Below are 12176 nucleotides of genomic sequence, written 5' to 3'. Positions count from 1 at the left end.
GCTGCCGCGGTAAGGTTTTCACGCTATTTGTCAAGCCCCTGCAAAAAGTGCTCAATTCTCTTCAATGCTTCTAGGATATGGGCGACGCTATAGCAGTAGGAGGCCCGGAAATGGCCTTCTCCGCTCTCGCCAAAAGCGGTACCCGGCACTACCGCCACCCGCTCGTGATGCAGCAGGCTTTCACAGAATTCATCGGAAGTCATACCGGTAGACTTGATGGATGGGAACACGTAAAACGCCCCTTCCGGCTCAAAACATTCCAATCCCATCTTCCGGAATCCATCCACAATGAGACGGCGGCGCATATTATATTCATCCGCCATACTGGCAATGGCGTCGTCACAGCTGCTGGCTGCCTCGATGGCAGCGTATTGGCTGGTGGTAGGGGCGCACATAATGGCATACTGATGGATTTTGAGCATCTGTTCCATGACAGGAGCCGGTCCTACCGCATATCCCAGCCGCCAGCCGGTCATGGCGTAGGTTTTGGAGAAGCCGTTGACCACGATGGTGCGCTCTCTCATTCCGTCAATCGATGCAATGGAAACATGGCGTCCGCCGTAGGTCAGTTCCGCATAGATTTCATCTGACAGCACCATAATATCCGTTTCCCGAAGCACCTGGGCAATGGCCTCCAGGTCCTCCCGGCGCATTACACCGCCGGTGGGATTATTGGGGTAAGGAAGCACCAACAACTTGGTTTTGTCGGTGATATGAGCCCTCAACTCCTCTGGAGTCAGGCGGAAGTGGTTTTCTGCCTTGGTAGGGATAGCCACCGGCACACCGCCGGCCAGGACAGTAATGGGATGGTAGGCCACAAAGGAGGGCTCGGGAATGAGCACCTCGTCCCCTTCATTCACAAAGGCACGGATGCAGTCATCGATGGCCTCAGAACCACCCACCGTAATCATAATTTCATGTTTGTCATCGTAAGAAAGCCCAAAGCGGCGTTCGAGATAACGGCACACTTCGGTTTTTAGCATTTGGAGCCCCGCGTTTGCCGTATACCAGGTTTTGCTCTGCTCCAGGGAGCGGATACCCGCCTCCCGGATAGCCCAGGGCGTTTTAAAGTCAGGTTCCCCTACTCCCAGGGAGATAACGCCTTCCATCTCGTTGGCAATATCGAAAAATCTCCGAATGCCGGAAGGTTTCAGCCCTAGGATTTTGGGGGAGAGAATCTCCTTATAATCCCTCACAGTGAACCCATCCCCCTCTCGTCCACCGCATCGTCCTTAATCAGGATACCCCGCTCTTTGTAGCGGCGCAGAACAAAATGGGTGGCCGTAGATTGGACGGAATCTAAAGGAGCCAGGCGGTGAGCTACAAACATAGCTACCTCCTGGAAGGTTTTTCCGGTAACAGTTGCTGCTATATCATAACCGCCGGACATAAGATAGACCGTCTCCACTTCATCAAACTGGGCAATGGCGGCCGCGATTTCTTCAAAGCCCTGTCCCTTTTTGGGCGTGACCTTGAGCTCAATGCGGGCGGTGACAAATTGACGATCCGTTTTATCCCAGTCTACAACGGCTCGGTATCCACGGATAATGCCCTCTTTTTCATATTGATCAATGGCGGCTGCCACATCACTCTCCGTTCGGGCCAGCATCGCGGCGATCTGCGCGTTTGACAGTCTGGCATTTTCGTATAAAATCTTCAGCAGCTTATCCATGCATACTCACTCCTAGTTTTTTTCTTTTTTCATGGGAAGATTTTAGATTTTATTATATCAATTTTCCAAATAAAACACAACCCGCAAGACAGAGAACACCTGCCGGATCCTTCCGGTAGGTGTTCTCGCTCAATCAATCTTGATCATTTTGGGCTTTCTATCCTGGAAGAAGGTATAGTAATTAAAACCCGCTTCCTTGGCGATGAGGATGCCGTCAGCAATGCCAGCGCCAATGTCCTGAGCAGTGTGGGAGTCGGAGCCAATGGTCAGTATCTCTCCCCCCAGCTGCTTATACAGCTTGATATAAGGCAGGTCGGGCAGGGTGACGCCCACCGGCTGCCGCAGGCCGGAGGTATTGATCTCGATTCCCTTTCCCTGCTGGATGACTCCCTTCATCACCGCCACAATTTCATCGTAGTAGTGGTCAAGAAAGCTGTAATTTTTCTTATAAATGCCGTTCATATACCGCAGCGGATAGGTCAAGTGCCCCAGAACGTCAAACTTTCCCCAGGCTATCGTCTCCAAAAGCTCCTGGAAATAGCGGTCGAATAGATCTTTGATATCCAGTTCCGGGTCATTGTAGTTGATAAAATAGTAATCCTGCTGGTTTAAATTATTATGTAGCGAACAGATGACAAAGTCAAAATCATAGGAAGCCAATACCTGTTCCGCATTCTCCAGCGCTTGGAGAGGCTGGCCCAGTTCCACCCCGGCGGAAAGCTCCAGCCGATCGGAGAAGATGGACTTTGCCTTCATCATCTCAAAGTTAGACTGCCGGATGGTCTTATCGTATTTATCTTGAAAATAGACATTAATATCACAGTGGTCCGTCAGCGCAAATCCTGCCATCCCCTTTTCAATGGCATTCTCACAGAGAAAGGTGACCGAATGGTAACCGTCTGGAGAATTGTCGCTGTGTGTATGGCTGTCATAAATTGGGGTCGCCATAAAATCTTGCCTCCCTCTCATTTCTTCCGGCCTGCTCTTATGCTTTTATCATATCATAGAACACAAAATTTGCAAACTCTCCCCTGTAAAAATTTATCTTCCCTATCCCTGTTATCTAGCCGCTATATATGTTAAAATAGATATAAATATCTGCTATGGAGGATTTAACAATGCGCGCTGTTATCACAGTCATCGGTAAAGATATGGTCGGCATTCTGGCCAAGGTCAGCACCATTTGTGCTGAGAAAAACGCCAATGTCATCGAAGTAACCCAGTCTGTTCTGCAGGACATGTTCGCCATGATTATGCTGGTGGATATTACGAAACTCTCCTGCAGCTTCCCGGAGCTGGTCGATGCTATGAAGGAACTGGGAGAAAAACTTCATCTGTCCATCCATGTGATGCATGAGGACATCTTCAACACCATGCACCGCATCTAGCCCAAAGCCTAGGAAAGGACAATGATACATATGCTCAATGTAAGTGATATATTAGAAACGATTACCATGATCCAGGACGAAAACCTGGATATCCGTACCATTACCATGGGTATTTCCCTCTTGGACTGCTGCGACGGGGACATTGAAGCCTCCTGCCGCAAGGTCTATGACAAGATCACCCGCTGCGCCAAAGACCTGGTCAAGGTGGGGCAGGACCTGGAAACCCAATATGGGGTGCCCATCATCCACAAGCGCATCGCCGTCACCCCCATCGCCATGTTAGCAGCAGCTTCTAAAGGGGATCCGGTCAAGTATGCCCTGACCTTGGAGAAGGCGGCCGGCGCTGTCGGCGTCAACTTTATCGGCGGCTACTCTGCCCTTGTTCACAAAGGCTTTGCCGCTGGAGATCTGGAGCTGATTAACTCCATTCCCGAGGCTCTGTCGGTCACCGAACACGTGTGCAGCTCGGTCAACATTGGCTCTACCAAAACCGGTATCAATATGGATGCTGTTGCGCTTATGGGCCATAAGGTCAAGGAGACCTCCCTTCTCACCGCAGATCGGGATTGCATTGGCAGCGCCAAATTGGTCGTCTTCTGCAACGCTCCCGAGGACAATCCCTTTATGGCCGGTGCTTTCCATGGCCCCGGGGAACCAGACTGCGTCATCAACGTGGGAGTCTCCGGTCCCGGTGTTGTCCGCTCCGCCTTGGCCAAAGCTGGGGACTGCAACATCACCGAAGTGGCGGACATTGTCAAGAAAACCGCCTTTAAGATCACCCGGATCGGCCAGCTGGTCGCTTATGAAGCCTCCCACCGTTTGGGCGTTCCCTTCGGCATCGTAGACCTGTCTCTGGCCCCCACTCCGGCCATCGGAGACAGCGTGGCCCATATCCTGGAGGAGATGGGGCTGGAAACCTGCGGCGCCCATGGTACAACCGCCTGTCTGGCCCTTCTCAACGATGCGGTCAAAAAAGGCGGCGTTATGGCTTCTTCTCATGTTGGCGGCCTCTCCGGCGCTTTTATTCCGGTAACTGAGGATGCCGGCATGATCCACGCCGCCCGCTGCGGCGCCCTCTCCATTGAGAAGCTGGAAGCCATGACCGCCGTCTGCTCCGTGGGATTGGATATGATCGTTGTTCCCGGCGACATCCCTGACGAGACCATCTCCGCCATCATTGCTGATGAAGCGGCCATTGGTATGGTCAACCAAAAGACCACTGCCGTTCGTCTTATCCCCGCTATCGGCAAAAAGGTAGGGGATGAGCTCTCCTTCGGCGGCCTTTTGGGCGGCGGTCCTGTGATGGAGGTCAATCCCGCTTCCCCGCTGAAGTTTATCAGCCGCGGCGGTCAGATTCCCGCTCCCATTCACAGCCTGAAAAACTAGTACAATGCCTTCTTTGCTTCTAAAGCGCCGCCTATATGGCGGCGCTTTTTTGACAAGGATTTCGCCTTTACAGGATTTGCTTTCTCTGAATCATAAGGCCCGCTACTGTCAAGTGGCGGGCCTTATGATGATAAATTACAGCAAAAAACAAGAAAAATCCAATACAAAAAGTATTGGATTTCTTGATTTATACTGATTGTTCGGCTTTTTTCCGTTCTTTTCCCCTTTTGATGACCTTGAGTCGGGAAAATTCTTCCCTTTCCTTTTCCTCCAAGGCATCAGTGATAAACTTGGTGGTTTCTTCAAAGTCGGGGATAATAATGTTCTTCAGAGCATTTGCCCGGCTCTGGGTCTTTTTGATGGCATTCGCCAAGCGGTAGACACTGTTTTCGATCTCTGCCAGCTGTACTGTCACCAGCTTTGCCTTATAAAAACAGATATAGGCCTGATCCAGCTGGGAGTTGGAACCCATATAGCCATAGGGCATCTGTAGCTCACTGGTATCAATGGTCACTGTAGGGATCTCTACCCCCATAACGCTGCGGTAGGAAATCTGCACACCATTTTCCACTGGCACAGACTTTGCAATGTCTTCACAAATACCCAAGGTAATATTGGCCATCTGCAGCGCTTGATAAGCCTGATTATAAACATCACTGATCTGGTTATGCAATGCATTTGCCTGATCAATGAGTTGCATCATCTCCCGCACCAGGATATTCCGCTTGCGATCCAACAGTTCGAAGCCCATTTTGGCCAGAGCCAGAGATTTTTTTGTGCTGAGCAAATTCCCCTTGGTGGGAAAAACATTGTTGCGCATCATGGGCCTCCTTTCTATCTGTCAGCGTATTACTTACTTCAAGCTTTCTGCTTTGTGGGGATCGTAATATTTATCGATATCCGCCTGATCCAACCGGTCCAGTGTCTCCACCGGCAGCATGGAGAGAAGGGCCCAGCCCAAATCCAAAGTCTGCTCAATGGTCCGGTTTTCGTCAAAGGGTTGATTGACAAAGTGCTTTTCGAACATTTTGCCAAACTCCATATATTTTTTATCTGTGGGGGACAACTCGTCCTCGCCGATGACCGAGGCCAAGCTTCTGGCATCCTGTACCTTGGCATAGGCCGCAAACAGCTGGGTGGAAACCGAAGGATGATCCTCCCGGGTAAATCCTTCACCAATGCCGTCCTTCATCAATCTGGAAAGGCTGGGAAGCACCGATACCGGAGGATATACCCCCATTTGATCCAGCCCCCGGTCCAGAACGATCTGCCCTTCCGTAATATAACCGGTCAAGTCCGGCACCGGGTGGGTGATATCGTCGTTGGGCATGGTAAGGATGGGGATCTGGGTCACGGAGCCTTCCGACCCCTTAATTACGCCTGCCCGCTCGTAGAGAGAGGCAAGGTCAGAATACAGATAGCCAGGATAGCCTTTTCTTCCAGGAATCTCTCCCTTGGAAGAAGAAAACTCACGAAGGGCCTCTGCGTAGGACGTCATGTCGGTCAGGATAACCAGAATGTGCATATTCTGCTCAAAGGCCAAATATTCCGCCGCCGTCAGTGCGCAGCGGGGAGTCAGGATTCTTTCAATGATCGGGTCATTGGAAAGATTGAGGAACATGGTAACATTCTTCATAACCCCCGACTGTTGGAAGGAGGCCCTGAAGTAGTCCGCCACATCATTGCTGACACCCATGGCCGCAAAGACGATGCCGAAGCCCACACCGCTTTCTTCCGCGATTTTGGCCTGGCGGACGATCTGAACCGCCAACTTATTGTGCTGCATACCGGATCCGGAAAAGATGGGCAGCTTCTGGCCCCGGATCAATGTCATCAGGCAGTCAATTGAGGAAATTCCGGTATTGATATAGTTTCTGGGGTAGCTTCTGGATACAGGGTTGATAGGTTTTCCGTTAATATCCCCATATTTTTCAGGATAAACCTCTCCCAAGCCATCAATGGGACGGCCACTGCCGTTGAAAACACGGCCCAGGATCTCCTTGGCCAGGGGCATCTCCATGGGATGGGCCAGAAACTTGGTACGGGTGTTTTTCAGGGACAATCCACGGGTTCCCTCAAACACCTGGATGATGGCCTGTTCTCCCTGAATCTGAACGACACGGCCCGCCCTTGTGGTACCGTCCTCCAGCGTCAGCTCCACCATTTCCTCAAAGCTGACATCGGGCACATGGTCGAGTACGACAAGGGGGCCATTAATTTCTTTGAGTCCGACAAATTGAAGGCTCATCTGTTCTTCCTCCTCTTGTCTTAATGTAAATCGCCAAGCTGCTTGTCAATATCCGCCATGTATTCGTCAAAAAGCTCGGGCTTGTCGTTTGGAATATCATATTTCATCTTAGAAACCTTTTCAAATAGCCCCGTTCCCAACACATCGGCAAGAGCGGTTCCACCTGAGATCAGTTCCTTGCTCTTCTCATAGAGGTGCAAGATGACATTCATCATCAAAAGCTGTTTCTGCAGCGGCACATAGGTATCATCTTTGTGATAGGCGTTCTGCTGCAAAAATCCTACGCGGATAACCCGCGCTGTCTCAATGGTCAGCTTCTGGTCGTCAGGAAGCACGTCGGAACCAATTAGCTTCACGATCTCCATCAGCTTGCTTTCTTCCTGGAGAATGCCGGACAGCTCCTGACGCTTTTTCATGTAGGCGGGATCGATGTTATCCCGATACCATTTGGAAAGGTCATCAATATATTCACTATAACTGGAAGTCCAGTTGATGGCGGGGTAATGACGGGCGTAAGCCAGGGATTTATCCAGCGCCCAGAAGCAACGTACAAAACGTTTGGTATTCTGGGTAACCGGTTCCGAAAAGTCGGAGCCCTGCGGAGATACTGCGCCGATAATGGAAACCGAACCTTCTTTTCCCGAAAGGGTTTCCATATAACCTGCACGCTCGTAAAACTCAGACAAACGACTGGGAAGATAGGCTGGGAAGCCTTCTTCCGCAGGCATTTCCTCCAACCGTCCGGAGATTTCACGGAGGGCTTCTGCCCAACGGGAGGTAGAGTCAGCCATAATCGCCACATGGTAACCCATGTCACGGTAGTATTCCGCCAAGGTAATACCGGTATAAATCGAAGCCTCACGGGCCGCCACCGGCATGTTGGAGGTATTGGCAATCAGCACCGTACGGTCGGTCAGCGCCTTGCCGGATTTCGGGTCGATCAGTTCGGAAAACTCCTCCAATACCTGGGTCATCTCATTGCCGCGCTCACCGCAGCCGATGTAGACAATGACCTGGGCGTCACACCATTTAGCCAGCTGATGCTGGGTCATAGTTTTGCCCGTACCGAAACCTCCCGGTACTGCAGCCGTTCCGCCCTTTGCAATGGGAAACAGGGTGTCAATGACACGCTGTCCTGTGATCAGAGGCATGTTGATGGGAAGCCGGTTGTCTACCGGGCGGGGAATCCGAATCGGCCATCTCTGACAAAGGGTCAACTGATGGATATTTCCCCGTTCATCCTTTAGTTTAACAATGCAGTCATTCAGTTTATATTTGCCATCTGGGGCGCAATCCACTACCTGGCCGGCCAAATCTGGCGGCACCAGGAAGCGATGCTCAATGAGGGATGTCTCTTGGGTGGTGCCATAAATTTGGCCGCCTCTGAGCTTGTCTCCCACCTTGACGGTAACTTTTACATCCCAAAGGCGTTCCATATCTAGCGCACCTTCATTGATTCCCTCTCCGATAAATGCGCCAGTTCTCTTTTCCAGCTGCTTGAGCGGCCGCTCAATACCGTCAAAAATATTGGAAAGAATACCAGGGCCTAGGGTGGCGCACATGGGGCTACCTGTGGTATAAACCGGTTCCCCGGGTTTCAGCCCTGTAGTGCCTTCATAGACCTGGATGGTGGTCAGGGCATCGGTAATAGAGATGACCTCTCCAATCAGCCGTTTTTCCCCAACATAGACCATTTCCATCATGGAAAAGTCCTTCGTATCCTTAATGGTGACGACAGGGCCATTAATAGAATATATCGTATTGTTGCTCAACTTCTTCACCTCTCTCACGGGAAACTAGTCGATGGACAAGCCGGAATTTTGGTAAAACCAGGTTTTCTGCTCCTCTAAGGCACTGTCCAACGTCTCGTCTAGGTAGATTCCCTGTCCCCGATGGACCAAAACAAATCCTCCGATGACGATGTCACGGTCCTCGGCAACGGTGCAGCCATGTCCAAATGCTTTGGCCGCTTTTTCCGCCAAAACATTGTCATGGGGAGCAAACCGCAGCTCGCAGCCCTCCAAGGGATATTTCTCCACCAGCTGCTTTACGCTTTTTGCGATTCTTTCCTCATAAGCCGGCGTTTTTGTATAGGAAATCAGCTTTTCCTTTACCTTCGCAAAGACCTTATCGCTCATTTCCATCCGTTTGATAAACAGTTCACGTTTGGTCTCATAGTCTTTTTTTGCAATCATGTGGGCTGTACGGGTACGGATTTCAGCAACGGCATCCTGAATCTTCTCATAAGATTCATTTAAAACCTCATTTTCGGCCTTTTCCAGTTCTCTCCGCTTGTAGTCCGCTGCTTCCTGGAGGTATTTTTCCTTTTCACTGGTAGCGTGTTCCATAATATCCGCTTCAATTCTTTTGGCCCGTTCCTGTAATGATGCCACGATCTTCACCTCCGTTGTGCCCGCCAATTTTCGCAGGCCGAATATTCTCAAAGTCTGTTTTTCCACTGGTAGGCCAACCGCCTATACACCAGCTAGATCTTGATACCAATAGCCTCCCGCACATATTGGGTGATGGCATCGGAAATCTGTTGGGATCCATGGCGGTCACCAATCTCTACAATCAGAGGCCGTTTACTGTGAAGCTTCATCTCGTAAATAATATCAGGACACAGCTTCATCAATTTGGTGGTGATGAGCACAATGCCCACTTCCTCGTCGGCAATTGCCTTCTGTAAAGCCTCTTCCACTTCCTGCGCCTCATGGACAACAACACCTTCGATTCCACATAGGCGCATGCCTACACTGGTATCCACATTGTCACTGATGAGATAAAATTTCATGGATGTTCCCTCTTCCTGAAATAACGCGGGAATGATCAGACCTTGTTGATGATCAGGATGGAGATCAGCAGACCATAGAGGGCGACACCTTCGCCCAGAACCACGAAGATCATGGACTTACCAAAGGATTTGGGATCCTCGCTCACTGCACCGATAGCAGCGGGAGCAGCTGCGGCAACAGCAATACCGGCGCCCACGCAGGAAAGTCCGGTAACCAGGGCGGCTGCCAACAGACCCAGGCCGGAGCCTACTGACAATCCTGCTGCAGCTGCGGCAGGTTCAGCGGCGGATGCGATCATGCTGCCTACAGGGGTAGCCGCAAACAGAACAACTGCACCGAAGAAAACAGATAAATTCGCAATGACCCGGCGCTTGGCGCTTTTTTTATCGACGGAACGTTTGCACAGGGGCATCAAAGCCATGGCCGCAATGGCAACGATTGCTGCGGGGATTAAAAACATCAACATTCTACTCATCATCAGTTCCTCCAAATTCTTGATTTTTATATGAAACTTGACACAGTCTCAGCTATTGCTCCTGTGTCTGATAGCTGACTTTGACGGGCTGGTAGGGATCCCCCTCCGCTTCAAAGAAGCGGCTGAACATTTCGTAGAACTCCAGACGAAGGACCTGGATGCCCACAATCAGTCCCTCCATGCACATGACAAATGCGTTGCCGATGATGATTACAATGGGGCTGGCTCCAGCTCCTACCATCTCGGCCAAGGTGGAAACCACCGCCATCATGCCGGCATGGCTCAGGATAAATCCGCCGACACGCAGGAAGGACATGGTGTTACTGATAAAGCTTAGCAGTATCTCAAACATCTCAAAGAAGGTAACGACAATAAAATTACCCACCCCTTCTTCGAAAATACCTTTACGTTTTGCCACCATTTTGGCCAGGGGTTCTTTCATGAACACTACCATCAACGGCAGCACAATGAGCAGCAGGATGTAAACGGGGTTTAAAATCTGCATACCCATGAGGGTTCCCACAGCAGCAAAAACAACAGCTGCGTAGAAAACGAAGCCGGCCAAGCCGTTCTGGGAGAAGACCGCCCGCTCTATATTTTTCTGTTTTATACCCAAAACTATGTTAAAGGCCATGGATAGCAAAATAATAAAGATGCCAAGGCCTACGGCGAATAACAAGATGTTGGTGGTAGTAGCCGGCTCCATTACTTCAATAGGCTTTTCTGCAAAGCCCAGCATATGGTAAACGGGATCCAGCAGATGCTCAAAACCAAAGACAGAACCATAGATGCATCCGAATACCGCCGAGGAAATACCGATACGCATCATAATGGGGCCCAATGTCATCTTTTTAAACTTCCACAACAGCCATCCCACTAGGGAAATGACCAAGCCCTGTCCTACATCTCCAAACATCAGGCCGAAAAGGAAGGTGTAGGTAATCGCCACAAAGGGGGTAGGATCGATATCCTTATATCCTGGCAGGCCATACATGGTTGTGAACATCTCAAAGGGACGTACAAATCGATTATTCTTCAGTTCCACCGGGACATGGAGATCTTCCTTATATTCCGTTGGGCGGCTTGTTACCTCCACCCCAGATAGATTTTGGAATTCCCCTTTCAAGTTTTCATATTCCTTCTCAGGAACAAATCCTAAAACGTAGAACTTACCTTTCAATATAACCGCATATTTTCTCAGGTCAAAGGAGTCACTGAGAAATTTGAGTTTGGAATAGACCATCAGAAACTCTTCTACCCCTTGGTGATAAATCTGTTTGATCTCTTCCTTGACCTCTTTCAGCCTTGCTTCATTTTCTTTCATTTCCTTTTGAATCAGCGCAATGGCGTTTTCCGGCGTTCCATGGGTATCGTCTGGAATCCGCAGGCGCTCAAAGAAAAGGGAGTTAAAAATACCGTCAACCGCTTCTGCGTCCTCATCGGCGGTGAGATATACACACCAATGATAAGCGCCATCGTTGTCAAAGGAATAAAAAACAAATGGCTCGTCCTCATAATAGCTGAGCTTCATATAACTATCCACCGGCAATCTGCCAAAGCGGACCTTCAAATACTTGATAGCAAATAATTCATCAAAGCTCAGATTGAGGGAGATAATATGCTGTAGATGGGTCAAGGTCTGCCGGTAAGTCTCTTGGTGGCTTTCCAGGCTTTTCTTTTCCTCTCGGAGCTTGGACACCCTCGCCTGTAAATTATCAATGTAGGGAGGAATCTCCTCGAGAGACAAATTCAGCTTTTCAAAATCTGCATATTTTAGCTTAACTTGAAAGGTGTCAGCAATTCCCATCACCTTGCGCAATAGCTCCGCATAGGGATTATGCCCCCCCATTGCGGGCACACCTGCCGCGTATTCACTAAAGGATGTGAACGGCTCTGGCTGGAATACCGCCGATTTTGCCACACGCTGCAGCGCTTCATCCAAGCAAGTTTCCGCTCCCTGGATCTCCACAAGGGTCATCTTTGTAATCGACACCAGCTACACCTCCTCTTTGAACGTTTGCAAGGAAATCCATTGTTGATCTCTCTTCATATTTTTCACCTAAGTTCTTCCGACTGCCTTTCGTCGGGTATATTTCTCTCCTGGCCGCTGGATGCTAAAAATCTCTTTTTTCACATCTTGGCGGCGAAGGCTCTATCAAACCAAAAGGCTTCTGATCTCTTCCATTGGGACGCGGTATCGAACACCTTCGAT

General features: G+C 50.0%; 12 protein-coding genes. 2 read left to right on the top strand and 10 right to left on the bottom strand.

All coding sequences use genetic code 11. The annotated features are described in order from the left end of the window. Window positions 1-23: 23 nt before the first annotated feature. The 3 genes from ACZ25G_RS07925 to ACZ25G_RS07915 all read right to left on the bottom strand — a co-directional run bounded on the left by ACZ25G_RS07925 (window position 24) and on the right by ACZ25G_RS07915 (window position 2620). Window positions 24-1196, bottom strand: a complete 1173-nt coding sequence (locus ACZ25G_RS07925) for an aminotransferase class I/II-fold pyridoxal phosphate-dependent enzyme (protein WP_463682092.1) — start codon at window positions 1194-1196, stop codon at window positions 24-26. Beyond that, entirely contained in the window at window positions 1193-1672 is a 480-nt protein-coding gene (locus tag ACZ25G_RS07920) for an Lrp/AsnC ligand binding domain-containing protein (RefSeq protein ID WP_191482810.1), read from the bottom strand. Before ACZ25G_RS07920 ends, ACZ25G_RS07925 begins: the two co-directional genes overlap by 4 nt. A 129-nt stretch (window positions 1673-1801) precedes the next feature. Beyond that, on the bottom strand, window positions 1802-2620 hold the full coding sequence (locus ACZ25G_RS07915; RefSeq protein WP_191482811.1) for a histidinol-phosphatase HisJ family protein: 819 nt from the start codon (window positions 2618-2620) through the stop codon (window positions 1802-1804). Window positions 2621-2790: 170 nt separating this feature from the next. Here ACZ25G_RS07915 and ACZ25G_RS07910 point away from each other — a divergent pair, with 170 nt between their 5' ends. Next, window positions 2791-3060 carry an ACT domain-containing protein gene (locus tag ACZ25G_RS07910; RefSeq protein ID WP_191482812.1) on the top strand — a complete coding sequence of 90 codons (270 nt, stop codon included), beginning with the start codon at window positions 2791-2793 and terminating at the stop codon, window positions 3058-3060. Window positions 3061-3090: 30 nt separating this feature from the next. Then, the gene (locus ACZ25G_RS07905) at window positions 3091-4446 is read left to right on the top strand and encodes a PFL family protein (RefSeq protein WP_191482813.1); all 1356 of its coding nucleotides are present in this window, start codon (window positions 3091-3093) and stop codon (window positions 4444-4446) included. Between the two features lie 187 nt (window positions 4447-4633). On the opposite strand, the gene ACZ25G_RS07900 is transcribed toward ACZ25G_RS07905, so the two are convergent. The 7 genes from ACZ25G_RS07900 to ACZ25G_RS07870 all read right to left on the bottom strand — a co-directional run bounded on the left by ACZ25G_RS07900 (window position 4634) and on the right by ACZ25G_RS07870 (window position 11957). Further along, a complete protein-coding gene (locus ACZ25G_RS07900) occupies window positions 4634-5269 on the bottom strand; it encodes a V-type ATP synthase subunit D (RefSeq protein WP_462933617.1) in 636 nt (211 codons plus the stop codon). A 30-nt stretch (window positions 5270-5299) separates the two neighbouring features. After that, window positions 5300-6694: a V-type ATP synthase subunit B gene (locus ACZ25G_RS07895; RefSeq protein WP_191482815.1), complete on the bottom strand. Its 1395-nt coding sequence runs from the start codon at window positions 6692-6694 to the stop codon at window positions 5300-5302. Between the two features lie 20 nt (window positions 6695-6714). Next, complete coding sequence (locus ACZ25G_RS07890) at window positions 6715-8466, bottom strand: V-type ATP synthase subunit A (RefSeq protein ID WP_191482826.1); 1752 nt, start codon at window positions 8464-8466, stop codon at window positions 6715-6717. 24 nt (window positions 8467-8490) lie between these two features. Beyond that, window positions 8491-9087: a V-type ATP synthase subunit E gene (locus ACZ25G_RS07885; RefSeq protein ID WP_463682091.1), complete on the bottom strand. Its 597-nt coding sequence runs from the start codon at window positions 9085-9087 to the stop codon at window positions 8491-8493. A 92-nt stretch (window positions 9088-9179) separates the two neighbouring features. Continuing rightward, window positions 9180-9488 carry a V-type ATP synthase subunit F gene (locus ACZ25G_RS07880; RefSeq protein WP_191482817.1) on the bottom strand — a complete coding sequence of 103 codons (309 nt, stop codon included), beginning with the start codon at window positions 9486-9488 and terminating at the stop codon, window positions 9180-9182. 35 nt (window positions 9489-9523) lie between these two features. After that, window positions 9524-9967, bottom strand: a complete 444-nt coding sequence (locus ACZ25G_RS07875; RefSeq protein WP_191482818.1) for an ATP synthase subunit C — start codon at window positions 9965-9967, stop codon at window positions 9524-9526. Between the two features lie 49 nt (window positions 9968-10016). Further along, window positions 10017-11957 carry a V-type ATPase 116kDa subunit family protein gene (locus ACZ25G_RS07870; RefSeq protein WP_191482819.1) on the bottom strand — a complete coding sequence of 647 codons (1941 nt, stop codon included), beginning with the start codon at window positions 11955-11957 and terminating at the stop codon, window positions 10017-10019. Window positions 11958-12176 lie beyond the last annotated feature (219 nt).

The organism is Zongyangia sp. (assembly GCF_965361945.1).
The sequence above is the reverse complement of the archived record's forward strand: the minus strand, read 5'-3'. Positions and strand labels throughout refer to the sequence as shown.

Bases quoted from the DNA above. Each gene is read 5' to 3' on its own strand.
- ACZ25G_RS07920 (WP_191482810.1), bottom strand. From the start codon at position 1,672: ATGGATAAGCTGCTGAAGATTTTATACGAAAATGCCAGACTGTCAAAC.
- ACZ25G_RS07915 (WP_191482811.1), bottom strand. From the start codon at position 2,620: ATGGCGACCCCAATTTATGACAGCCATACACACAGCGACAATTCTCCA.
- ACZ25G_RS07910 (WP_191482812.1), top strand. From the start codon at position 2,791: ATGCGCGCTGTTATCACAGTCATCGGTAAAGATATGGTCGGCATTCTG.
- ACZ25G_RS07905 (WP_191482813.1), top strand. From the start codon at position 3,091: ATGCTCAATGTAAGTGATATATTAGAAACGATTACCATGATCCAGGAC.
- ACZ25G_RS07900 (WP_462933617.1), bottom strand. From the start codon at position 5,269: ATGATGCGCAACAATGTTTTTCCCACCAAGGGGAATTTGCTCAGCACA.
- ACZ25G_RS07895 (WP_191482815.1), bottom strand. From the start codon at position 6,694: ATGAGCCTTCAATTTGTCGGACTCAAAGAAATTAATGGCCCCCTTGTC.
- ACZ25G_RS07880 (WP_191482817.1), bottom strand. From the start codon at position 9,488: ATGAAATTTTATCTCATCAGTGACAATGTGGATACCAGTGTAGGCATG.
- ACZ25G_RS07875 (WP_191482818.1), bottom strand. From the start codon at position 9,967: ATGATGAGTAGAATGTTGATGTTTTTAATCCCCGCAGCAATCGTTGCC.